This window comes from Candidatus Baltobacteraceae bacterium, from assembly GCA_036488875.1.
Classification (GTDB): domain Bacteria; phylum Vulcanimicrobiota; class Vulcanimicrobiia; order Vulcanimicrobiales; family Vulcanimicrobiaceae; genus JAFAHZ01.
On record DASXGW010000008.1, the window covers coordinates 244,518 to 269,519 of the forward strand.

General features: G+C 61.8%; 16 protein-coding genes. 12 read left to right on the top strand and 4 right to left on the bottom strand.

Annotated elements, in window-relative coordinates; translation table 11 throughout:
• Window positions 1-119 precede the first annotated feature (119 nt).
• Genes VGG89_11395 through VGG89_11405 form a run of 3 tightly spaced genes read left to right on the top strand, consistent with a single transcriptional unit; the run spans window position 120 to window position 5,861 of the window.
• A complete protein-coding gene (locus tag VGG89_11395; protein HEY1977146.1) occupies window positions 120-2,324 on the top strand; it encodes a choice-of-anchor Q domain-containing protein in 2,205 nt (734 codons plus the stop codon).
• A 40-nt stretch (window positions 2,325-2,364) separates the two neighbouring features.
• Complete coding sequence (locus VGG89_11400; protein ID HEY1977147.1) at window positions 2,365-4,155, top strand: hypothetical protein; 1,791 nt, start codon at window positions 2,365-2,367, stop codon at window positions 4,153-4,155.
• Between the two features lie 8 nt (window positions 4,156-4,163).
• On the top strand, window positions 4,164-5,861 hold the full coding sequence (locus tag VGG89_11405) for a hypothetical protein (GenBank protein HEY1977148.1): 1,698 nt from the start codon (window positions 4,164-4,166) through the stop codon (window positions 5,859-5,861).
• Here the strand turns inward: VGG89_11405 and VGG89_11410 are convergent.
• Entirely contained in the window at window positions 5,858-7,783 is a 1,926-nt protein-coding gene (locus tag VGG89_11410; GenBank protein HEY1977149.1) for a PQQ-binding-like beta-propeller repeat protein, read from the bottom strand. The genes VGG89_11405 and VGG89_11410 overlap by 4 nt on opposite strands.
• Before the next feature lie 352 nt (window positions 7,784-8,135).
• Here VGG89_11410 and VGG89_11415 point away from each other — a divergent pair, with 352 nt between their 5' ends.
• The gene (locus VGG89_11415) at window positions 8,136-10,142 is read left to right on the top strand and encodes a hypothetical protein (protein HEY1977150.1); all 2,007 of its coding nucleotides are present in this window, start codon (window positions 8,136-8,138) and stop codon (window positions 10,140-10,142) included.
• Here the strand turns inward: VGG89_11415 and VGG89_11420 are convergent.
• A complete protein-coding gene (locus VGG89_11420) occupies window positions 10,139-10,831 on the bottom strand; it encodes a class I SAM-dependent methyltransferase (protein ID HEY1977151.1) in 693 nt (230 codons plus the stop codon). The two genes, VGG89_11415 and VGG89_11420, sit on opposite strands and share 4 nt — an antisense overlap.
• Window positions 10,832-10,920: 89 nt before the next feature.
• On the opposite strand from VGG89_11420, the gene VGG89_11425 reads away from it, so the two are divergent.
• From VGG89_11425 to VGG89_11435, 3 genes are read left to right on the top strand one after another with little or no spacing between them, the layout of a single operon-like run.
• Window positions 10,921-12,297: a metallophosphoesterase gene (locus tag VGG89_11425; protein HEY1977152.1), complete on the top strand. Its 1,377-nt coding sequence runs from the start codon at window positions 10,921-10,923 to the stop codon at window positions 12,295-12,297.
• A complete protein-coding gene (locus tag VGG89_11430) occupies window positions 12,294-14,174 on the top strand; it encodes a hypothetical protein (GenBank protein HEY1977153.1) in 1,881 nt (626 codons plus the stop codon). The genes VGG89_11425 and VGG89_11430 overlap by 4 nt, the downstream gene beginning before the upstream one ends.
• Window positions 14,171-15,184: a hypothetical protein gene (locus VGG89_11435; GenBank protein HEY1977154.1), complete on the top strand. Its 1,014-nt coding sequence runs from the start codon at window positions 14,171-14,173 to the stop codon at window positions 15,182-15,184. The genes VGG89_11430 and VGG89_11435 overlap by 4 nt, the downstream gene beginning before the upstream one ends.
• Here the strand turns inward: VGG89_11435 and VGG89_11440 are convergent.
• Window positions 15,181-15,432, bottom strand: coding sequence for a hypothetical protein (locus VGG89_11440; GenBank protein ID HEY1977155.1), 252 nt, complete (start codon window positions 15,430-15,432; stop codon window positions 15,181-15,183). The two genes, VGG89_11435 and VGG89_11440, sit on opposite strands and share 4 nt — an antisense overlap.
• Window positions 15,433-15,496: 64 nt before the next feature.
• On the opposite strand from VGG89_11440, the gene fabF reads away from it, so the two are divergent.
• From fabF to purH, 4 genes are read left to right on the top strand one after another with little or no spacing between them, the layout of a single operon-like run.
• Window positions 15,497-16,765: a beta-ketoacyl-ACP synthase II gene (fabF, locus tag VGG89_11445; protein HEY1977156.1), complete on the top strand. Its 1,269-nt coding sequence runs from the start codon at window positions 15,497-15,499 to the stop codon at window positions 16,763-16,765.
• 11 nt (window positions 16,766-16,776) lie between these two features.
• Window positions 16,777-17,475 carry a ribonuclease III gene (rnc, locus tag VGG89_11450; GenBank protein ID HEY1977157.1) on the top strand — a complete coding sequence of 233 codons (699 nt, stop codon included), beginning with the start codon at window positions 16,777-16,779 and terminating at the stop codon, window positions 17,473-17,475.
• Window positions 17,472-21,038: a chromosome segregation protein SMC gene (gene smc, locus VGG89_11455; protein HEY1977158.1), complete on the top strand. Its 3,567-nt coding sequence runs from the start codon at window positions 17,472-17,474 to the stop codon at window positions 21,036-21,038. The genes rnc and smc overlap by 4 nt, the downstream gene beginning before the upstream one ends.
• Window positions 21,031-22,599: a bifunctional phosphoribosylaminoimidazolecarboxamide formyltransferase/IMP cyclohydrolase gene (gene purH / locus VGG89_11460; protein ID HEY1977159.1), complete on the top strand. Its 1,569-nt coding sequence runs from the start codon at window positions 21,031-21,033 to the stop codon at window positions 22,597-22,599. Before smc ends, purH begins: the two co-directional genes overlap by 8 nt.
• A gap of 192 nt (window positions 22,600-22,791) precedes the next feature.
• Here the strand turns inward: purH and VGG89_11465 are convergent, their stop codons facing one another.
• Entirely contained in the window at window positions 22,792-23,136 is a 345-nt protein-coding gene (locus VGG89_11465) for a hypothetical protein (protein HEY1977160.1), read from the bottom strand.
• 160 nt (window positions 23,137-23,296) lie between these two features.
• On the opposite strand from VGG89_11465, the gene VGG89_11470 reads away from it, so the two are divergent.
• Window positions 23,297-24,946 (top strand): alkaline phosphatase family protein, encoded by a 1,650-nt coding sequence (locus tag VGG89_11470; protein ID HEY1977161.1) that lies wholly within the window; start codon window positions 23,297-23,299, stop codon window positions 24,944-24,946.
• Window positions 24,947-25,002: the final 56 nt, after the last annotated feature.

A 25,002-nucleotide genomic window follows, 5' to 3' on the forward strand; every position in this document is an offset into this window, starting at 1 on the left:
GTACAGGGCAGTTGGTTCCACCGGTGGTGCCGATGACCGATGCCGGCGCAGGCGCACCTTGGGACGGGAAAGGCCCACAGTTAGTCGTTACGTCGAAGGCTGATAGCGGTCGTGGATCGTTGCGTGACACCCTTGCGAAAGCACAGAGCGGCAGCACGGTCACGTTCCATCTGCCCAAGCACGCGCAGATCAAGTTGACGACGGGGCCAATCACAATTTCGAAGAAGATCAGAATCACTGGGCCTGGGACGACGGTGCTCTTTATCTCCGCAAATCGAAAGTCGCAGATCTTCTCGGTGGCCGCGCACGTCGTGGCGAGCATCAGTGACCTCACATTACGGGACGGAAAGGCCGCGCAAGGCGGCGCGATCTATAATGCCGGGTCGCTCACTGTCGACGATGTGGCGTTCAACGGGAATGCGGCGTCGGGCGCCGGCAGCTCGACTGCCGTCGCAGAGAAGGCGACCCCGCTAAGTCGACGGCCCTTCCGCCTAGGCTCTCACGCGATCAGACACGCCCACGCTCCGCGGATGATGGTTACCGATGCGTCGGGGGCGGGCGCGGGTGGTGCAATCTACAACGCGGCTCACGCGAAGCTCACCGTTACTAAGAGCATGTTTTCAGAAAACGCGGCTGCCTACGGCGGAGCAATCGACAACCTGGGCATGGCGAAGCTGACCTCCGACGTGTTTAAGAACAATGCGGGGTATCGCGGCTCCGGGTCACCCGTTGTGGGGGCATTCGGTTATGGCGCGGCGCTCTACGACAGCGGAAAGCTCACCGTCGCGTCGTGCACGTTCACTGCGAACGTCGCCGGAGGACATTCGCAGGGGAGTTTCGGCGTCGGCGGTGCGATTGCACAGATTTCAGGTGTGACGACTGTGGTAAACAGCGTTTTCGATTCGAACATCGCAGGCGGTGGAACAGGCGGATCGTGGGGAACCGGGGGAGCGATATATACAACGGCGGGATCGCTAAGCGTGTCCGGCAGCACGTTTAATGCAAACGAAGCTGGAGGCGACTCGTACGGTTACGGAGGCGGCATTTATGCCGATCAAACTTTTTCCGGTTCCAAGAACAAGTTTTCCCAGAATTTCTCGGACGGAACGAGCGGATCGGGGGCCGCGTACGGGGGTGCCGTGTATGCCGGCAACGGCGTCTCAATGAGCGTAAGCACGTTTTCCAGCAATAGTGCAAGGGCCGGCTACGCCTTCGGCGGCGCCATAGACGGCGAGTCGAGCTCCACGCTCCCGTCCGATTCATTTACCGGCAATAGCGCCGTCGGTGGCTCGGGAGGCTACGCTGAAGGCGGCGCCGTCTACCTCGGAAGCGGAAGCAGCGTGTTTACATCTGCGACGTTCTCGGCAAACCGCGCTTCGGCAGCTGGGGCGGGTTCGTTTGCAAGCGGCGGCGGGGTTGCCGCATTCGCCGCCGTGAACATCGGCGGTGCGAGCTCCTTTTCCGCAAACGTCGCTAGCGCGGCGATCACGGGTTATGGTGGGGAAGGAGGCGCGATGGCAATCGAGCAAGGGCCGTTCTCGTTCATCGGCGCCATTAGCAACAACACCGCGACTACTCAGGGCGGCGGTTTGTGGATCGACGGCCTGGCAACGCTGACGAACTCCACAATCTCCGGAAACAGTGTCACTGCCATGCAGGCTGCTAATGACGGTGGCGGTGGCATCTACGCGGCGTACGCGGCCACGCTGACGATGTCTGGCTCAACCATAGCATCGAACAAGGTGTACGGTACGCCCGCCTATGCTGGTGGAGGCGGGATCTTCAACGCCGGCGGTGCTACGATGACGAACAGCACCATAGAGAACAATACTTCGTCGGTCGACGGGGGCGGCTTGGAAAACGATGCTGCCGCGAACGTCAGCCTTGAAAATATGACGATCTACGCCAACACGGCCTCCTTAAACGGTGGTAGCCTCAAGAATCTCTATGCCGATGCCTCCATCACTATCGCCAACTCGATTCTGGCTCACGGGACCGCGTCAGGTGGTCCGAACGAGATCTCGAACGACGGCAGCGTTGTTTCAGGCGACTACGACATCATTCAAAGCCCGGTAGTAGGTAACGTTATCAGCGGCACGACCTCGCACGATCTCGCCGTCGACCCGCAACTCGCGGGATTGGCCAGTAACGGCGGTCCGACGCAAACGAGCGCCGACGGCAAAACAAGTCCCGGGACCGCTTATATTCCCTTTGACAGCTGCTTGCAGTTCAACATCTTCGTCGATCAGCGCGGGCTTCCGAGAGATCCAGTCCTCGACAAGGATAGCTGCGACGTCGGTGCCTACGAAAATCAAGATCCTTAGCTCAAGATCCTACGGAAACGCGTTTCGGGTGGAGGAGTACATGAAGCGAACCCTCGTTTTTTCAGCGCTGGCGCTGGCCGCGCTTTCGGCCTGTAGCGGCGGCAACGGCGTTCTGCCGTCGTCGTTCGTGGGGGGAGCGGCAGGGCGCCACCGAACGACTACTAAGAGTCACGCGACGATCGTCATTTCCATTCCCACGATCGGTGCCGCCGCTCGGCGCCAAAGACAGAAGTTGCATCGTCACTATGTGTCGCCCGCCACACAGTCGGTTGCGATCGCCGTCACCTTCGCCGACGCCACCGTCAAAAGCTTTAACGCTGACCTCACGCCAGCATCCAACTCGCATTGCGTTGCAGATTCGACGGGTACGACCTGCACGATTACAGCAGATCTTCCCGTCGGGAACTACACGGCTGCATTTACCACCTACGACGGCTTGCTGAGCGGAAAAACGCCGACAGGCCACGTGCTGTCGGCCAATCAAAGCATTCCCTTTTCGATCAAAAAGAATAACCCGAACGACGTCAAGGTGGTACTCGACGGAATTCCAACGGCGGTTGCCTTCATTCCGTCTGCTTCGTCCACGATCTACGGAAACCAGACGCTGGGTTACGTTATGCCGCGGTGCAGTCCAACCCCGCAGTCCGTCAGCGTGGTCGGCATCGACGCCGACGGCAATTTCATCGTTGGCCACGGTGCACCGGCGGTCACCCTGCGTTCGGGCTCCTCGATGCTGGCCGTGTCGACGCCAAAACCGTCATCTCCCAATACGTTCGTGTTAATGCCTCCAAAACCGCCGACTTATCCGCCGGGCGGCTCGGCGGTGTTTTTGGAAGCGCTCGCGACGCCGCGAAGCGGCAGCGGCGGCATCCCAGTTGCTCTCGTGTTAAAGATAACGTTCAGCAGCGACATCTGCGGAGTCGTGACCGAGTTTCCGCTTCCTAGCGCGAGCAGTCAGCCGTTCGGTATCACCGTGGGTTCAGACAACGCCATTTGGTTCACCGAAAAGAACACGAACAAGATCGGCCGCATTCCAACGACGGCAACGCTCTCCAACTCGCAGATCACCGAGTATACGCTGCCGACGGCAAACGCGGGCCCGATTAGCATTGCCGCTGGTAGCGACGGAGCATTGTGGTTCGCAGAATACAACGTCGGGCAAATCGGGCGGATACCGATGAATGGCTCGCCGATATTTGAGTTCGTCGTTCCAACGGCACACAGCTTTCCTCGTGCCATCGCCGCTGGACCGGATGGAGCTATGTGGTTCACGGAGCTGTTGGGAAACAAGATCGGGCGCATTCCGACGAGCGGACCAATCGTGGTCATGGAATTCTCAGTTCCAACCGCGTCGAGCCAACCGGCCGGTATTGCGCCTGGTCCGGATGGCGCGATGTGGTTTACGGAATCCTCTGGGAATAAGGTTGGCCGTATCACGACTGATGGTACGTCGGTGGCGGACTACTCCGTTGGTGCTTCGGTAAAACCGTTTGACCTGGCAGCCGGCCCAGACGGAAATTTGTGGTTCACGCAATGCGGCGCACACAGTGTCGGTACCGTCGCAACCGCAGGTTCACCAGTCACCGAATACTTAGTACCCGCCTTTTTAGGTTTTCCCGCCACAACCTATGGGATTACCGCCGGCCCGGACAGCGCGATGTGGTTTACGAACGAAGCATCGCAATCGATCGGTCGCGTTGCCACTGATGGTTCTTTTTCTCAGTTCCCCTTAGCGACGGCTGCCGCTCACCCAGTTAACATCATCAAAGGTCCGGATGGGAATTTGTGGTTTACAGAGTTCCTTGGAAATAAAGTCGGTCGCATCCAATAGCCGTTTGGGTGCCTCTACTGTTGGCGAACGTTATCCTTAGCAGGCGCGAGTTTTTAAGTGTGCCGCTTGCCCTGAGCGCTGCTGCCCTTGCGCCGGCGTCGCAGAGGAATGAGAATATCGTTTCCCTTGGAAAGCTCGGTCGCTTCTGGCGCTTCAGCGCGGCATTGGGCCCCTATCTCGAAACGGGTAACGCACTTATCGACGTGCCGTCGTACATGCTGCAGGGTGACTTTCCTTATCTCAAACGCCCGTTTTTGAAAGAGGCCTTATTCGCGGATCAACTGACCGTCGTTCGACTGTTGGGTGGATATGTGAAGCCGGGACTATCGGGAGCCGAGCTGCAGAAACTCGACCTCGCCTATCGCGGGGACGACGGCACGATCCACTATCGTATGGAGTTACTCAGACCGAGGCTGCAGCCATACCTCGACAACGGGTACCGCGATATTACCCTCGTGCTCGACAATGTTCCTTACTGCTTCCCCTCCGAACCGAAGATTGCAACTTTTGGGCAGATCGCGCCGCCGCGCGATCCAGCCGAGTGGAAGGCGTTCGTTCGTGAAGTCGCCCGCGAGGTCTTAGGGATCGTCGGGTCCTCCGGTGCGTCCAGATTGCGATTTCGCGTTGGAAGCGAATGTAATGGGCGCGAGCGCTTCGACGGATCGCAGGCTCAATACGAGCGTCACTACCAAGATACCGCGGCCGCCATCCGCGAGATCATGCCGGACGTGCCCGTCAGCTTCTACAACATATCACGAGTCAACGTTCGCTCGATTCCCTCGCAAAACGTCGACTCGTTCGCTTTAGCCCGAAGCTGCTTTGCACGTACACCCCAGGTACCCGTAGATTTCATCGCATTTTCTCGTTACTACTGGCAACAAGATGATCCCGAGCAAGTCGGGCAGCAATGCCGCGCCGTATGGGACGAGTTTGGGAGCCTCGTTCCGGAGCTTCGCGGTGCATCTCGGGAGGTTCAGGAGTTTGGAATTGCGACGTGGCAGATGACCGCGCATGGGCAAATCGCACGATCGGAGCCGGGTGCATTGGGTGCGGCCCAGCTCTTGCAGATGCTGTTCTGTCTTCGCGAAGCGCGAGTCAACCGCGTGTGGCATTGGAGCGTTCTAGATACGCAGATCCGGGACCATGCCGGCGTGCGACGATCGCTGCCAACCGGCCAAGCCTGGGTCTATTCTGTTCTCGAGCACATGGCTGACGGTGACGCGTTCCTTCTGCGCGGTGTCGATAGTGAAGGCGGCATTAAGCGGATGGCAGTTGGTTCGTGGAAGGTGGATTCTGTAATCCTTGCCATTTCGGCCTATCATCCCGATGGCACGGCACGCCCTTCCGAAACCGTCGAGTTCCAACTTCCGCCGTCGGGCTTCGGCTTCAAGACGCGCACGACCCGGATCGCGAGGCTCAACGGGTCGAACTGTGTCCACTCTATGGCCCGCGACGATCTTGCGACGCATGGGATGCTTGCCGGTGTTTTCACGAGCCATCCGGAGTTTCTCGGAACCGTGCGGGAGATGGCAGCCTCGCGTGAGGGGGAGGTTCTCATTGCCCAAAATGAATCAAAATATCTCGACGCGTGGGTACGATCGTTGACACTGCAACCCTTCACAAGTCAGGATGGCGCGATCGGCGAAAGCCGCATCCGGGTTCGAATTGCGTCGCCGGAGGTCGTCGTCCTCGCCGTCAACCGCTAAGGCTTCGACGTCTTGATCGCGCTTGAGGCTTGCGGCAAGCTGTACGCATACACGAAGCCGCGGTGGTCCGCAAAATACAGTCCGCTGGGTACGACGACGGGCCCGGCATTGAAGTTCGCCGCCCCCGGAAACTGCTTGAGAATTGTTCCGGACTGAAGGGAGATGGCATCGACAGCATCGTCCATGCCCTCGTAGACGACGCCGTTGTCGATCGCCGCGTAGGCATCGACCGCGGCGGTCATGGGAATCGACCAGAGCACCGTGCCGTTCACAGTTATCGCCTTTAGATAGGAGATGAACCCGCTCTTCGTGTTGCCCGGCCGATTGAGTACCTCACGTGATACACGCTTGATGGCAGAGCTTGACGCCGGAAAGAAGCCGGCGCCGATAACGTACGTTGATCCGTTGGTCGTTGGTGTCGCATGCCCCCCATTGACACCGCCGAGGGGCGTCGAAATGATCTGGTGCCCAGACGTCCCGTCGACGGTGTAAAGTGTTCCATTTTTGTTGATGAACGTGTCCGTGCCATTGGCGATAGATATGCCGCCGCCGGTATCGTTATCGTCGGTGTACGTCGGGTCGGCTTGAAAATGCCAGTCCATGGAACCGTCGGTGTTTAGCGCGACGGCACCCTGGTCCCATGCCCCTCCCTGGCACGTGTTCCCGGTGCCGAACACGACGTGCGATCCATCCCAGGCAATCGCTCCCCAGACGCCGCCACCGCCGCCGGGATTATTTACGGGATTCGTGAGCCAAGTCCACTTCACGGTGCCCGTCTTTGCGTCGAATGCACTAACGCCGCCGTTGATACAGGCCACGTCACCTCCCGACCAGCCTTCGTACACTATGCCATTTGCGTAGACCGGTGCATCGTGGATCATTCCGGGCACGACCGTCTTCCATGCAACGCTCCCGTCGGCTAGGCGCAGCGCGAAGAAGTGCGACGGCTGAGGCTGGAACTCGATTCCGTTGATGGCGTACCAGGTGCCCATGAAGACGAGTCCATCAGCCGTATCGATCATTGGCGAGGATCGTGTATTCTCGGACGCGTTGGATGAAATTGTCGTCTTCCAGATTACAGAGCCGTCCAAGGCGGAAAGGTCGTAAACGATGCCGCCGTAGGTCGCGACGATGACGTTCCCGTTATAGACGACCGGGCTCGAATAAATGTTGTCGAGGACATTCGTACTCCAACGCTGCGTCAGGCTGGACACGGTCGACGCAGTGATCCCCGTCGATCGGGTTTCGGAACCCGTGCGCTGGAAGTCGTGCGCAAAAGCAATCCAGTCGTCCGCCGCAAATGGTGCGTACGTAAGTTTTAGGATCTGAATGCAATGGGCGCCCTGTTGGCTGCAGATGCTCTTGTCCGCGTAGGACGCCGACAATGTGAGTTGCGTCGCACCGTTGACGGCGTGAGGCGGGGTTATCGTAAACGTCTGTTGAGGCGCGACGGGCTGAACCACCGTGAAGCTCGAGTCCGAGGATGCGACCGAGAGATGCGGCGAGCCGGCGCCGACGATGGCATCGCCGTCGGCATCGAGCGGGGTCATCAGAAAAGTTTGTGTGCCTCCCCACACACCGCCGCTCCCGATCGTAAAGCCGGTCAGCGCGGATCCGGTAACCGCACCGGATGCGGGTACCACGCGAAACGAAGTCGGCACTCCGTCCATCGTGAAGGCGATCTTCCGCGGTGCTCCGGCTTTTAGCGTAAATGGAATGCCGTGGGCCTGAGAAAGAATCTGTCCCTCCTCTTTCGTCCGGCTATAGGCGGTGATCTCTGCCGAATACGAGCCTGTCGCCAGTGAAATTCCGCTGACCGTGCAACGCGTACCGCCAGAAATGCCCGTGCAGCCGGGCGATGTCGGCGTGACGTTTGCCTTCTTCGTAAAGATCGTCTTGCCGGAGAGCGTTAATACGGTCATCGAGACTGATTGGGTCGCCGGCGAGACGAAATGCGGCCGATTGGCCGATGATGTTCTGTGGGGGATTGTGATGACGAAATATGCCGAGCCCGATTTCCGATCCGGACCAAACTTCGTCGCGGGCACGATCGCGACGTTCCCAGGCGGGCTGCTACAGGCAATGAGTAACGACGCCAGCACACAAAAAGCGGCGGCGACTCTAACGGTCCGTGCCCACGACATACGACCGAGCCCTCCAAGGTCTAAGCTCCTGGCAATTACTCCGCTAGTTTAGCTACCTTTGCAAAATGACCCTGGTCCTTTTGCCTTCCCGAGTTTAGCCCTGCGCATCGGCGGAAGCAAGTTGCCAAGCATGGCCCGGGCTATCCTCTACTCTTTTATCGGCATCTACGCGTTTGGGGTGGCGCTTGTGCTCCCGTGGACGGCAACCCCGGGGAACGAGCCCTCGTGGCAAGCTGCTCTCGGGCAGGCGGTGCACCAACATTTAATTTTTGGCCGCGACGTCGTCTTCACGTATGGACCACTCGGATATCTAGCGGTGAATGCCGCGCTGCCGGCTAGCTATGCGGCGAAAATTATCGCGGCAATCATAATTGCGGCAATCGTATCGTCATTGGTAGTGTTCCGCAGCGTCGCCGAGGGAAAGCCGTGGCAGCGAGTTGTGTTCGCTGTAGGGTCGGTACTTATCGTGGCGATAGTCGTGCAGGTCACGACGATCGATATCTTACTATTCTTCGCATTGGTCCTCGCGCTAACGCCGCCGTCGCTCGCGCAAAAGCGGCCGAATCGATATCTCGTGCTTGCGCTCGGACTCTTTGCGGGAGCGGCCGGGCTTGTCAAATTCTCGTACTGTGTGGGATCGCTTCTTGCCGGTATCGCGGCCTTTGCCGCGCTTGCCGATACCGACGCAGTGGCGATCTACATCATCGGCTTTTGTCTCGGTTCGGCGGGAGTTTATGCGTGCGTAACGTTCGGTTTTTGGCCGTGGATCGTTCCATTAGTGGTCGGCATTGCTGCGGGCACGCTGCGGCGTCGACTCGGATCGCTGGCGCTTGTTGTGGCGGCAACCAGTGCTGCCGTTCCGGCGGTATTCACGCCGTACGCGCGGTTCTTCATCGAGTCATGGAGAGAGGCTTCGGAGTACTCTGCCGGTATGGCCGCCGACGGCTCCGCCCGTGATCTGATTGCCGGACTCTTCATCGTCGCGGTCGTGATCGGACTTGCGATTTGGGAGCGCGCTGCTCTTGGTCTGGCGCGCATTCTCGTCATCGTTCTCATGTTGGGTCTTGCGTTCAAAGAGGGCTTCGTGCGACAAGACACCGGTCACCTCGTCGTCTTCCTTCTCGCGGCAGGTCTGCTCGCGGCGGTCGTCTTGCTTGCTGCGCGGTTGCGCTATACCGCGGCGATCGCGTTGTTGGTCGTCGCGTTTACGATCTTCGCTTCAGTTCGCTTACTCGAAGGCGTCGCGCAAAGCAATGTACTTGCACGAACGTTTCCTTCATCGGTTGCACAGAATATCGGCGGCGCTCTTTCGACCGTTCTTAATTGGCACAGTCGAGAACTCGCCTTCGACAACGGGTACCGCGCCGCGTTGGCGCCCGACAGCCTTCCACCCAGCGTGGTTGCACAGCTTCGCCCCTATCCCATCGATCTCGTGGGCTCCGAGACTAACGTCATCTTTGCCAACGGGCTACAGTGGAAACCAGAGCCCGTCTTTCAGCCGCGCAACGCATACGCTCCGGCGTTAGATCTAATCGATCGTGCGAGCCTACAAACGCCGGCGGCGCGGCGCGAGCTCGTCGCCTACACCAGCGTCGACAACCGCTATCCACTCAGCGATCAGCCCTTCACGTACGATGAGCTCCTGTGCCGTCGCGTCCTCGTGCCCGGCATCACGCAGCCGGTAACGACCTCGAGCGGAAACGACGCGTTCGTCGCGCTGCAGCCATCGGCGCAACGGTGCAGCAACGAGCGAATCGCCGATGCCGGATCCGTGGCATTCGGCGAGCCCATCACGGTGGCCGCGCCGCACGGCAACATAACGTTTTTAATAGCCGACTTCCATTACACGCTGCTCGGTCTACTCTTCAAGACGTTCTATCACGTGCCGCCAATCAATATGAACGTCGACTATGGCGATGGCGACAACGCATCGCTGCGAATCATTCCCGCCGTCGCGCGCGACGGGATGTTGATCGATCCAGTGCCAAAGGACGTGCGGAGTCTGCGTTCCCTGCTTGCGGGGAATCCGGTCGATCGCGTCAGGGCGGTGACCTTTTCCGCCGAAGTGCCGGCGTGTTTCATCGACGACATCGGATACCGGGTTACCACAGTCAAGTACGCGAAGCCGCCCGGCTAATTCGGCCAACCTTCGGGAATCTCCGCACATCCTCGCCGGATCCACGCCATACAGGGCCCAAACCCGATGTCGCGGATGACGTCGCGGCCGAAACCAAGCTCTACGACCAATTCACAGATGAAGTCGACGAGCGCAGGTCGAGATGCCAGATCGCCCCAATGTTCCCAATCCTCAATCACGTAGAGACCGTTATGCCGCAGCTTCGGAAATGCGACATTGAAAGTCGCCTTTGTCGGTTGGTACAGGTGCGACGCGTCGTCGACGACGATGTCGATAGCATCCGAAAACTCCGACTCTATGATTTGTTGCATCCGCTTAGTGTCGCTTTGATCGATGCCCAGGTGTGGTTTTATCACATCGGGCGCATACCGGTTCTTATAGCCCTCCAGCACAGGTTTAGGTCCGAATAAATCGACGCAGACCAGCCGTGATGGTTGAAACAACTGATGGAAGAAGGCCGAACTCGCTCCGTGCAGGACTCCTACCTCGAGCATGTTCCGGACGTTGCCGGCGATCGAAGCAAGGCGCCCATAGGCCTCGACCATGGAGCGCCCTTTTTGCATAAACAGTACATCGCGACGCTCTGCGAAGTCGAAGAAGTTGTCATGTCCCCCTTCCACGCGCCACAGCCGAATCTCCAGCTCTCCGAATCCTACAAGGTCGTCCGTGAGAGACGTAAATGACTTCATCCGAATAGTATAGCAGTTGCTTTGTGTCCTTGGAACCGAAACATGTCGCCGAGGCGCGTCGCCTTCCTCTCGCGAACCGCGATCAGCGTATGCTTTGTCGCACCCTCGCCTTAGCGCTTGTCCTGCTCGCTTCAGGCGCTTCGGCTCGTGCCGCAGCGCCCGCTTCCTCGGGCGGCCAGACGTGGCTCGTCCTGAGCGACATTCACCTCAATCCATTCGATCGCGATGAGTATCCGGCGCGGGTCGGCAGCGATACGAATCTCGCGCTCTTCGATCAGACGGTCGAGCAGATGAAGCACTTCGTTCCAAATCCGTCGGTGGTGCTGTTGCCCGGCGATTTCTTGGCGCACGGTTTCCCCGGCAAAGTTCACGCGAACGCACCGGCGTCGACGACTGCCGAATCGGCTTTGCGGACCATGCAGCGCATCGCGACCTCGCTCGGCAAGCTGTATCCTCACGCCCAGTTCGCGATCGCGCTCGGCAATAACGATGCTTCGTGTGGCGACTATCGGACCGACGCCGGCGACAAGTATCTCCGCGACCTCGCCCGCATCTGGGAGCCACTGATCGATCGCAACGGCAGCGCTCCCGATTTCGTGCGCGCCTTTTCGGCCGGCGCTTATTACACCGAAGCGTTACCGATGCACGGGCTACGGCTCATCGTCTTAAACACCGTAGCGATGTCGAGCGAATATGCCGGCAACTGCGATGGCCCGGCAAGGACGCTCGGACGCGATGAGATTTCGTGGCTGCAGGGCGAGCTGTTGGCCGCGCCGCCCGGGACGCGCAATGTCGTGATGATGCACATTCCACCCGGATACGATCCCGTCTCGACGCAGTACGCGCGCGGCTTCCTGGCTTGGAGCTTCATGAAGAGCAGCTATACGACGGCGTTGCTCGGGCTTCTGGCAAACCCGAGTTCACACGTACCCTACGCGATCGCCGGACATCTACACCACTTCGACTTCCGATTGTACGGCGGCATACCCATCCTCGTCTTCGGCTCGCTCTCGCCCGTTTACCAAAACAATCCGGCGTTTTACGCGATGCGCTTTGGCAGTGACGGTAGCATTTCCAACATCGATACGTACGCGTACGACGAATGGTCCGGCGATTGGGCCGACGGAGCACACAGCTTCGACAAGGAATGGATGCTGCCGCGTATCGACGCGAAATCGTTGGCGGCACTCCACACGCGGCTTGGAAATGACGAGTCGACACGCACGCAGTGGGCGTTAGGATCGGTGGCATGGCCCAGCAACCCCGCGTTTCGCTGGACTCAGTGGACGGGACGCTGGCGCATCCCATGGTGTGCGCAGGTCATCTTCGGTAACGGTTACGCGCAGTGCGCGAATATTCAGCGTCGCGTCACCGCGCTGCGCGTCATCCTTGCGGCCCTCGCGGTGGCGATCGTGGCGGCAATCGTCCTGATCGTTTCGTCGCTACGACGCCGGCAGGCACGATGACCTCACGTCTGCGCCCACCGGCCGTCTCGTTTGCGATCTTTCTGGCGATCGCGGCCATCGCGTACGCCGCGACTCTGCAGTTCGTCTATCCGCGGTTCTTTGCGCCGTTTTCGGCGTTTCACTCCGACATGTACATGCCGGTGGATTTTGCAGCGCGCGGCGTGACGTTCAGCGAGCTGCTGCATTGGCCGCGGCCCGTCTATTGGATCACGTTGCTCGCCGGCGGACATCTCGGCTTTAAAGGATCGCTGATCTTCTTTACGGTGCTGTTGCTGGCGGCGCTAGCGCTCGCCATGCTCGTCGTCGAGCGCTTTGCGGTGCGGGCACCGATTCCGTGGTGGATTGCGTTCGCCGCCTTCGTGCTGGCGTTTGCGGGACCGGCGATGTACTTCGAGCCGGGCCTCGATATCGGCTATACCTTGGCCCTGCTCTTCGGGATGCTCGGCATCTACGCGTGGGAAGGACGCGTGCCGCAAAAGCCGTGGGGCGCGCTCGTGCTCGCCGCCGTCGCCTTTGCCTTGAGTGCCTTATCCAAGGAGAGCTTCTTGCCCGCGCTGGTCGTCTATGGGATCGCCTCGGCGATTCACGATCGCGCAACGCCGGCGCCCGCCGTGGCGATCGCGCTGTTACCATTTGCCGCGGCGGCGATCGGCTTTGCGGATAGTCATCTCGTGCACTCCCCGTTCGTCAATCCGAGCGCGCGCGCGACGGACCCCTACTACGCGAGTTTCGCGCCGGCGTCGATGTGGGCGCTGATGACATATTACACCGCGCCGCTGCGCACGTGGTTTGTGGTCCTCGTCGGCCTCTGTCTGGTGGGCACGGCAATCCGCCAGCGCCTATGGATCGGTGTCACGATCCTCATCGCCGCCATCGCGATGTACTTGCCGTATCTCGTGCTGCCCAATCACCGTATCTACTTTTATGAGTGCGTTCCGATGCCACTGCTCGCGCTGCTCGTGCCGCTAGCCCTCGTCGGCAGCGAGATCGCGATCGGCGCCGTCACCGTCTTGGTGGTGTTCCTCGCCGTCGCGTACCTGAGCGTGCAGAACCGTAATGATCCCGAACAAAACTGGGGGCTCATCCAGCAGAGCATTAACCGCAATTCGTATAGGGCCGTGATCGCGGACGCGCCGCAGATCGCTGCCGCGCATAACGTGCTCGTGACGGGCCTGGCCTATCCGTATCATCCGTGGATCTATCCCGCATTTCTCGGCCCGCTGCTGCACTTCAACGGCGACTGGACCGTCGTGCACGATCCGCCGTACGCGCCGATCGTGGTGCAGCCGCACGCGCGACCGATTGAAGCGCGCGACGTACGCCCGCGCGATTACGATTTGATTCTCGCGTTCAACGACAAAGGCGAGCTGGCGAGAGCGTACGATCCGCAGACGACCGGGAGAGCTGTGCAACTTCCCGCACAGGCAACGCCGTTGCCGTCGCCCACGCCCGTGCCGGCCTTTAGCTATCCAGGCGGGCTGGTGCTGCCGCAAGACGAGACCGTCGCGCAACGGCGCGGCGTCTATCCGGCTGCCGGCGGCGAAACGTGCTGCTTTCTTGCCAAGTCCGCAGCGATCGTGCTCGCCAAGCCGGCCGGCGCGACGACGGCGATCTTCACGTTCTTCGTTCCGGATTTTGCGCCGTTTGCCACTGTGCCCGAACGCATCGCGCTGACGTTCAACGGCATTGCCATGCGGCCGATCGACGTGCCCAAAGGCCTCCACGACGTTGCCGTCACCTTGCCGCGATCGCTGGTGAAGAAGGCCAACGTCAACGCGTTTCTCGACATGGGCGTTTCGTACGTGCCCGCGGACGTCGGGATCAACAGCGACACGCGCACGCTGAGCATCGTGCTCACGCAGGTCCGCTACCGGTGATGCACGTCGTCCTTGCAGTGCTGATTGGGATCGGCGTCAACTATAACTGGTACGCGCTTCATCTAGAATCGCTGCACGATTGCCGCACCAACGCAGAGTCACGTTCGGTCGGTGTGTGGATCTTACCGCATTACGGCGATCCCGCCGTGCGCAATAAGGTGCGGCGCCAGCTCGCGGCGATGCACGCCGCGGGATTCACCACCTTGCGGACACTCGTCTTTCACGACCATTCTACCGATGTCGAAGACGACTCGTTCACGTCGCTCGACGGCAGCCTCACGCCGGCCGACGCGCGTAAGCTGCACGATTTCGTGAGCGACGTCGCGCATGCGGGTTTCCATTCGCTCGAGCTCGGCCCGACGTTCCTCGAGGAGAACTCGCTCTATTGCAAGCGCAGCGCCTGGGGCGACTGTTTCGAGGCCAAACGCACCGATGAAAACTGGCATTTCATATCGAGCATCGCGACGACGGCGATCGGTGGCGCCGGCCCGATGACGTTACGCTTCGATCTCGGCAACGAACAGGCGCCCGATCCGCGCATGCCGGCGGCAACCTTGCAAAACGCCAAGACGTACCTCGGCGCGATTGCGTCACGCTTTCAAAGCGCGTTCGGATCGAAGTGGCTGATTTCGGCGGCGCGTTCGGATGCGTCGAACGCCACTGAAACCGCGGACCGGCTCAACTTGCTTGTCGCCGATCTCAATGCGGCCGGCGTGAAGCCGCCGTACCTCGAGCTGCACACGTATTCGGCCGACGGCAACGATCTCAAGCAATCCCTCGACGACGCGCAGCGCATCGCCGAACCAATTGACGCCAAGATCATCCTGGGCGAACTGCCCTACCATAGCGACGTGCAAGCCAAGACCGTCTCGGCTTGGATCCCGCGCCACTCGGACTCACGGCTCGTTGACGTGCTGCAGTGGCCCGAGGACCCGGCGCAAATCTGCGCGATCGATCCGACCCCGCCATATACGCCCGGACCGTACGCCGCGTTGGGCAATCCCCGCTAGCGCGGCGGTTTGGGTGCCTGAACCGGGTGCTTGCCCGGTGGCATGCGGGGCGGCCAGACGGGGCGGTGCGGCGGCCGGCAGTGGACCGTCGCCGGGATCGTGCAGACCGGCCAGTACTCGGGGTAGTAGAGCGTGCCGTACCAGTTGGCCGGCCAGGCGCTGGGCGTGGGCCAGGGCGAGGGTGCCGGGCCGCTCGACAGCGTCCAGAAGGTCTGGCTGGCAAGCAGGAGGGCGACCAAGAGTTTCACGCTCTCAGCATACGGCCTGAGTTCGAGAGGGTCCATTGGTAGGCCGTGGTAACTTGGTGAAGTTTTGACCGCTTCGAGTACTCAGGCGCCTTCCCGGCGGCGCGTCGTCGTCACCGGGCTAGGAGCCGTCACCCCGACCGGAAATACGCGCGACGAGTTCTGGCGACGCACCCTCGCCGGCGAGTCGGGCATTGCCCCGATCACCGCTTTCGACGCGGCCCTGTTCACCACGCGCATTGCCGCCGAGGTCAAAGACTTCAGGCCCGAAGAGCTGATCGGCCGCAAAGAGGCGCGCCGCCTCGACCGCTTCTCGCAGTTTGCGATCGTGGCCGGGCGCGAAGCGATCGAAGACGCCAACGTGCCCGACGACCCCGAGTTCAAGGAGCGCATCGGCGCCGTCGTCGGTACCGGTATCGGCGGCATCATCACGTTCTGGCTCAACTCCGAGAAGGCCAACGACAACGGCACGTGGTCGAAGGTGACGCCGTTCTTCATTCCGATGCTCATGAGCAACGCCGCGCCCGCGCACATCTCCATGACGTACGGTTTAAAGGGCCCCGTGTTCGCGACGGGCAGCGCGTGCGCGAGCGCCAACGACGCGATTTGCGTCGCCTACAATTATATTGCGTACGGCGACGCCGACGCGATGATCACCGGCGGCAGCGAAGCGACCGTTTCGCCGCTGGCCGTCGGCGGCTTCTGCTCGATGAAAGCCATGTCGACGCGCAACGACGATCCGGCGCGCGCGAGCCGCCCGTTCGACAAGGAGCGCGACGGCTTCGTGCTCGCCGAAGGCGCCGGCATCTTGTTTCTCGAGGAGTTCGAGCACGCTAAGGCGCGCGGCGCCAAGATCTACTGCGAAATTCTCGGCTACGGTCAATCCGCCGACGCGTTCGACCTCGTCGCGCCCGACCCCGAAGGCAACGGCGTGCGCCTGGCGTTCGAGCGCGCCTTCAAAAGCGCCGGCATCACACCCGCCGACGTCGACTACATCAACGCGCACGGCACCTCGACGCCGATCGGCGATCCGGCCGAATCGCGGGCGATCGAAAAAGCCTTCGGCGAGCACGTGAGTAAGCTCGCCGTCAGCTCCACGAAGTCGATGCACGGGCACGCACTCGGTGCGGCGGGCGGTATCGAAGGCGTGCTCACGGCGCTGGCCGTGCAGCACGATATCATGCCGCCGACCATCAACTATGAGTTTCCCGATCCCGAGTGCACGCTCGATTACGTTCCCAACATCGCGCGCAAGGCGCCGGTTCGCATCGCGTTTTCGAACTCGTTCGGATTCGGCGGCCACAACAGCGTGATCGTTTTCAGTAAGGTCCGCTAGCGCGCCCAGCCATGAGCGGCGAACAGCATCGGCGGCGCTTACGCGCCCTGCTTCGGCTTGCCGGAGTGCGTTCCGCGGGCGATCTTGAGTTGATCGATAGCGCTTTCACGCACGAAAGCTACGCCAAGGAACGCGGCGGCACGTCCAACGAGCGGCTGGAGTTTTACGGCGATTCGGTGCTCGGCCATATCGTGGCCGGCTGGCTCTTCGAATGCTTTCCCGACGAACCCGAAGGCCGGCTCACCGTGCGCAAGGCCTCGATCGTCAACGACGCGCGGCTTGCCGAATCCGCGCGGCGCTTGGGTTTTCCCGAAATCGTCCGGCTGGGCGCGGGGATGCGCACGGCCGGCGGCACCGACAACACGTCGATTCTCGCCGACGCGTTCGAGGCGTTTGTGGCGGCACTGTGCATAAGTTACGGCCTCGAGCGGGCGCGCAAATTCGTGATCGCCGAGCACGTGGAGCAGCACGACCACGACGCGTCCACGGTGCTCGACGCCAAGACCCGGCTGCAACATTATGCACAGGCGCACTTGTCGGCGACGCCGGTCTATCGCGAGACCAGCCGCGGCACGCCGCAGCGCCCGGCCTTCAACTCGCGCGTCACGGTGAAGGGCAAGACGTTGGGAACGGGGAGCGGTCCCTCGAAGAAAGCCGCACAGCAAGCAGCCGCCGAGGCGGCACTTTCTAAACTACAGGCGGCAATGTGAAACTACGGCGTATAAAGTCTTTCGGATTTAAGACGTTCGCGGAACCGACCGCGCTCGAGTTCGGCGGCGGCATTACCGCCGTCGTCGGTCCCAACGGTTCGGGCAAATCCAATCTCGTCGACGCGTTTCGCTGGGTGCTGGGCGAAACGTCGAGCAAGAGCTTACGCGGCGGAAAGCTCGAAGACGTCATCTTCGCGGGCAACGACAGCCGCAAGCCGCTGGGCCTGGCCGAAGTGTCGATCATGTTCGACAATACCGACGGACGGCTGCCGCTCGACTTCAGCGAAGTCGAGATCACGCGGCGCGCGTATCGCGCGGGCGAAAGCGAGTACTTCATCAACCGCAGCCAAGTGCGGCTGCGCGACATTTTGGATCTGCTGATGGGCACGGGCTTAGGGCCGGGTTCGTACGCCATCGTCTCGCAGGGGCAGATCGACGCCATTCTCACGAGCAAGCCGACCGATCGGCGCGCGCTTTTCGAAGAGACCGCCGGCATCAACAAATTTCTCGCGCGCAAGCACGAGTCGCTGCGCCGCCTCGAACAAACCGAACAGAACGCGATTCGCATCAGCGATCTGATCGCCGAGATGGAGCGGCGCATTCCCGAACTCGAAACCCAAGTGCGCCGCGCCAAGCGCTACCGCAAGGTCAGCGCGCGCGTGCGCGATCTCGAAATTCTCGGCTACATGCGCGCGAGCGCGTCGCGCCGCGCCGAACGCGAGACGCTGCGCAGCGAGCTCGAACGTAATGAAGAGCAGCGCAGCCTCGCCGCCGCCAAGGCCGCGTCGCTGGGCGCGTCGCTGGCGGAAATGCGCACGCGCGCCTACCAGCAGGAGCTGCAGCTCGAAGAGTTGCGTTCGCAAGCGCAGTCGCGCCGGGCCGAACTCGCGCGTATCGAGGCTGATTACGCCGCCGCCCTCGCGCGGCGCGAAGCCCTCGAACGCCAATCGACGCAAACGTCCGAAGACGTCGCGCGCGTGGCTCAGGAGCGCGAATCGCTGACCGTGACGATCGCCGGGCTCGAAGAGCGGCTCGCACCGCTGCTGGGCGACGTCGACGGCGCACGCGAGCGCGAGCTCGAAGCGCAGACGGCACTCGCGCAGACGCGCGCGCAGCTCGATGCGATCTTCACCGAGCTTCGCGAGGTCGAAGCCGGCGCGGCGCAAGTGGCCGCAAAGAAAGCCGAGCGCCGCGTCGTCGCCGAGAACCTGCGCAGCGAAGCCGAACGGCTCGACGCCGAAGCGCAAGGCGCGCGCGAACGCGCGTCGGCTGCGGAGATCGCCGCCGGCGGCGCCGCGCACCGTTACGGTGAGCGCGAGCGCCAACTTGCGATGTTTGAGGAACGGCTGCTCGACGCGCGCGGGCGTTTCGAAGACAGCGAACGCGAAGCGGCGCTCGCGCAAGAAGGTCTCACCGGCGCCGTCACGTCGCATCGCGACAACGCGGCGGAAGTCAAAGCCGCGGAGTCGCGGCTGCACACGATCGAGGAGCTGGAGAACTCGCTGGAAGGCCACGTTCCCGGCACCCGCGCGATCGTCGAAGCGTGGCAGCGCGGCGAGCTGCACGGGATCGAAGGCATCATTTCCAACTTGATCGAGACCGACGAGCGCTACGCGCGCGCGATGGACGTGGCGTTCGGCGCCCGGCTCTCCAACGTCGTCACGAAGACGTCGGAAGACGCCGAGCGCGCGATCGAGTTTCTCAACCGGCGCGAAGCCGGTCGCGCGACGTTCCTGCCGCTCGACACGCTGTGCAACCGCGAAGGGCGCCACGTGACGCCCGATCTCACCAACGTTGCGGGGATCATCGGCTACGCGCACACGCTCGTGCGCACGCCGGCGCAGTATCGCAGCGTCGTCAACTTCTTAATCGGCAACGTACTCATCGTCGATACGCTGCAGACCGGCATCGATCTAGTGCGCACGCGCGGTTTCCGCGATACGGTCGTGACGCTTGGCGGCGAACAGATTACCGGCGGCGGCGCGATCACCGGCGGCCGCTTCCACCGCGAGCGCTCGATTCTGTCGCGGCGCATGCAGGCACAGAGCTTGCGCGAAGCGCTCAGCTCGATGCGTTCGAAGCTCGACGATGCCGAGCGCGCGCAAATGACGGCGCAGCAGCGCGCCGAAGCCGCCGTCGTCGGGCGCGACGCGGCGCGCGAAACGCTGGCGCGGCTCGAGCTATCGATGGCGCAGACGCGTACCGAAATGACGGCGATCGGCGCCGAAGTGCAGCGCATGCGCGCCGAGCTCGAGAATGCACGCGCTGCGGTGACCGAGCTCGCGGAACGCGCGCGCAAGTCGCGCGCCCTCGAGCACGAATACGAAGGCGCCGAGCCGGGCGCGCTGGAAAGCGACGCCGCCCGGACGCGCTTAGAGGCGCAACTCGCCAAAGCGCGCGAACAGATCGCCGCGGCCGAAGCGGCGCAGGTGCAGACCAGCGCGCACGCGGCCGATTTGCGCGAACGCGCCGCGGCGCTCGCGGCCGAACGCGACGCTGCCAAAGCGCGCTTGGGCATGCTCGATCAGGACGGCGAACGCGCGCGTTTAGCGCGCGAAGAGATGCTCGCCGAGATTGCGGCGCTGGCCGAGCAGACGCGCTCGGCGCACGCGCACGTCGAGGGACTCAAGCACGGCGTATCCGATCTCGACGCGCAGCTCGACGTCGCGCGGCGCGGGCGCGAAACGCTAAGCGAAAACCAGATGCGGCTCGAATCCGATCTTCGCCTGGCCGAAAACGAAGAGCGCGAAGCGGCGGCGGGCGGCGAACGCGTGCGCACGCGCGTGGCCGAAATCGAGGCCGAGCTCGGCATGCTCGTTTCGCAGTTCGCGCAGAATCCGGCGACCGACGACGAGTGTCGCGACGTCGAGGGCCGTTATAAAGAAGAACCCGATACCGTCGTCGACGATCTGCCTCGGCTGCGCGAAGAGCTCGCGCGGCTCTCCGCCAACGTCAACCTCAACGCCGAGGCCGAGCGCGACGAGCTCGCCGAGCGCGAGGGTTTCCTCAAAGCGCAGCTCGACGATTTAGCGAAAGCGCGCGAAACGCTGCTCGAATCGATTCGCGAGATCGAACTGCAGACGCAGGCGCAGTTCAACGAAACGTTCGAAAAGGTCGCGCGGGCATTCACCGACATGTACGGCCGGCTGTTCGCGGGCGGCCAGGCGAAGATGTGGCAGACCAATCCCGAGAATCTGTCGGAAACCGGCATCGAAATCTCCGTGCAGCCGCCGGGCAAGAAGCAGATGCCGCTGGCCGCGCTCTCGGGCGGCGAACGCGCGATGACGGCTGCGGCGCTGATCTTTGCCCTCATCGCCACAAAGCCGTCGCCGTTCTATCTGCTCGACGAAGTCGACGCCGCACTCGACGACGCCAACGTCGAGCGCTTCTCCGACATGGTCAAAGAGTTTGCGGCCGACTCGCAGATGATCATCGTCACGCACAACAAGAAGACGATGGAAATGGCCGACCGCATGTACGGCGTCACGATGTCGGAGGCCGGCGTCAGTTCGATCGTTTCGGCCGAGCTCGCGCGCGCCGAACCGGAGCTCGCGCTTGCCTAACCGCACGGCGGCGCTCTTTTCGCTGTGGGATAAAACGGGAGCGGCGGAACTGGCCCGAGTGCTGCACGAGCGAGGAACGATCATCTTCGCAACCGGCGGAACCAAGACGTTTCTCGAGGAGCACGGCATCCCGGCGCGCGACGTGGAGGATCTCACGGGTTTTCCTGCACTCTTTTCCGGCCGCGTGAAGACCTTGCATCCCAAGGTGTTCGGATCGATTCTCTACGACCGCGACGACGGCGAACATCGCGCGCAAGCCGAGAAGTACGCGATTGCCGACATCTCGATCGTTGCCGTTAATCTCTATCCGTTCGAGGCGACGGTCGCACGCGAGGGCACGACCTTGGACGAGGCGATCGAGCAGATCGACATCGGCGGCGTCTCGCTGCTGCGCGCCGCTGCAAAGAACTTCGTGCACGTTGCGGTGCTCACGCATCCCTCGCAGTACGCCGAGTATATCGCGGCAGTGGAAGCGGGCGACATGCCGCTGCCCTTGCGGCGAAAGTTAGCGATCCACGCATTCGAGCGCACCGCCGAATACGACGTGGCGATTTCGCACTATCTTGCTGCGGCAGGCGAAGTACTGCCGAGCGAGCTCCCCGGCGCGCTGGCGGTAACGTTACCGCTGGCCAAGCGGCTACGCTACGGCACCAATCCGCAGGAGCGCGCCGCGTTCTATCTCGATCGGGCCGACCGGCTGCCGCAGCAACTGCACGGCAAGGCGCTCAGCTACAACAACTTGCTCGATCTCGACGCGACGTTACGGCTGCTGTCGCGCGCGCCGCTGGGCGCCGAGTTCGGCAGTCAGCACGAGCGCTTCGTGCGCGCGGCCGTCATCAAACATACGGTTCCGTGCGGCGTCGCGCAGCGCTCCAGCGTCGCCGTCGCCGTGCGCGACGCACTCGATGCCGATACGGTGTCGGCGTTCGGCGGAATCGTCGCGACCGACGGCATGATCGATCTCGAGGCCGCCGAGTATCTCGCGAAGTTCTTTCTCGAAATCGTCGCCGCACCGGCCTTCGACGACGAAGCGCTCGAGCTGCTCAAAAAGAAAAAGAATCTGCGCGTGATGCAGTTCGTTCCGTCGCTGCCCGACGAGCTCGCCCGCGAGCTGCGCTTGCGCAGCGCGCTAGGCGGTGTTCTGGCCGAGGACAACGATCCGGAAGCTCCGCCCGAAGAGTGGAAGACCGTGAGCAAACGCGTGCCGAGCGCGCAAGAATGGCACGACCTGGCGTTTGCGTGGGACGTCGTGCGCCACGTCAAGAGCAACGGCATCGTCATCGTCAAAGGCGGCACGACGCGCGGAATCTGCGCGGGCCAAACCAATCGCGTGAGCGCGGTCGATATTGCAGCCGCGCGCGCCGGCACCGAAGCGATCGGCGCGGCGTGCGCGAGTGACGGATTCTTTCCGTTTGCCGACGGACTCGAAGCGGCCGCCGCACGCGGCTGTACGGCGATCATCGCGCCCGGCGGCTCGGTGCGCGACGACGAAGTGATTGCCGCCGCCGACAAGCTCGGCGTCGCGCTCGTCTTCTCGACGTACCGCTACTTCTTACACTAACTCCGTCATCTTACACTAACCCTGTCATCCTGAGCGTAGCGCCCGAAGGGCGCGAAGTCGAAGGGCGGGCGAATGGATCGTTATAGACTCCAAAGCTCGCTATTTGCAAGTTCTTCTATTAAGGCGAGGCCTATCAGATCTTCAATATCAGGATGACATTGCGGAGCGCAGCCTGCAGCCGTCCCGAAAACATCAGTGTCGTAAAAACGCTACCGCTGCGATGGCGGCGAGAACTATGCCCGTGTTGCCGATCATCCACGTTACCAGCATTCGTACGCTGGCGTCCACCTTCGAATCGAGTTTGTCGTACTTAGTCTCGAGCCTCGTATCAATAGCGTCGAGCCGGCCCTCAACGGCCTCGAACCGGAGGTCGGAGCGTCGTTCCATCGCATCAAAGCGCTGATCGACTCGCACGAAGCCGGCGACCGTGTCGGAGCGCAAGTCGCCGAGGCGCTTGTCGATTTGCTCGTACGCGCCGTTGAGATGTTCCACGCTCGCTTCCAGCTGAGCGATGCGGTGCTCGAGAGGTTGGTTCACGGGTAGTTCTTTCCCCGTGAGTTTACCATGCGGGGCATTTGAGGCGCCTGCCCTTCGACTTCGCGCCCTTCGGGCGCTACGCTCAGGATGACAGCTTAAGAGGTAGCTAGGGCGACCTCGCCAACTTCTTTTGAGACCGAGGCCACCGAACGGAGCAGCTATGAAGAGACTTGGTTTGCTCGTTGTCGCATTGCTGTTTTTGACAGCCTGCGCGCATGCGCCGGTGACGCCGGCCGTGCCCAACTCCCCGGCGGCCACGATGCGGGCGCTCCAGAGCGCGGTTGCGGGCACGAAGATCAAGCACATCGTCTTCATCATTCAGGAAAACCGCACGTTCGATAGTATCTTTGGGGGGAAAGATCCCTTCTCCGGCGCCGACGCCGTGTCGTATGGGTATTCTCACGACGGAAATAAAATCAAGTTGACGGAGGTCCCGCTCGAAAAGCCGTCGTGTCCGATTGGTTGGTTTTCGTGCGCGGACCCGAATAACTATCACCCGCAGTGGCTGCTCGCGTGCAACGCGCCGAACCCACCGCCGTTTCCCGTAGGCCAACCGGCTCCGTGCCGAATGAACGGCTTCGATCTCAACGCAAAACCGCAGAAAGGATTCCCCGTTCCGGTCGGCGTTGACGACAGCGTTATCTACTCATACGTGAACCGCACCGAAGTGCAGCCATACTGGGACCTCGCTAATTACTACGCACTGGGCGATCACTTTTTCATGGGCCACAACAGCGAGTCGTATACGGCCCATCAGTACCTGTTCATGGGACAGTCACATAACACCGTCGACGCGCCTCAATTCGACCTCCCGAATCTAGGTGGTGGCTACTGCGACGCCTATTACGTTTACTGCGCGTACACGCCGTGGGGCTGCGACTCGCCAAGCGGAACCAAGATGTACACGATCGACGCAAACGGGGCCGAGGTTCCAACGCCGCCGAAATTTCCGAAGAGCGGGCCGGCACCGTGCTTCGGGGGATCCGGATACACGTCGCTCGCCGAGGCAGCCCAATCGAAAGGGCTGAGTTGGCGCGTCTATCTGTGGTCGATGTGCTCGGGCATCGACGCGCTCGACGCCAATAGCAACATAAGGCACAACGCGGACCTGTGGCCGCAAAACATTTCGATGCAGAACTGCCACCTTCGCTACGGGCCGGCATCGACCGGAGATGTCAACACGAAACATTTCCGAACGCCGAGCAACGAGTTTTTCGACGACGAGCTGCCGTACGCCGGGCATCCAGGGCGATCGCTCGCTTCCATTACGTGGATTATGCCGGGTCCGTACAACTCCGATCATCCCGGCATCTCGGGCGGTTATTGCGGGCCGACGTGGGTCGCAAGCATCGTCGACGCGATCGGGTCGAAACCCGATTGGGACTCGACCGTCATCTTCATCTTGTGGGACGACTGGGGCGGATTCTACGATCACGTACCGCCATACGTCGTTCGCGACCAACAGGGTCCGGGATTTCGCGTACCGCTGATTGTCGTCTCGCCGTACATCAAGCGGGCGGGGATCATCGTGAAGACGCCGACCGAGTTCGCGACCTTGCTGAAGTTCGCCGAGACGACGTTCAACTTGCCATCGCTCAATGCGACCGACACGACACCTTACCTCAACGATCTCGACGCGTACTTCGATTTCACTCATCCACCGTATAAATTCACGAATATCACGGCGCCCTATACCACTCGTTGTTACTGGAGCGCGCACGGAAACATCGCTGGCCGGAAGGAACGCGCTCCCGGGCCCGGCTCCGACCAGTCGCGCTGGCTGCGCATCATCAACGACGTTGCGGACTAACCAACAGCGAGGCAAACATGATTGCTGTCGGTCGAGCCCGATTTGCCGCGGCGATT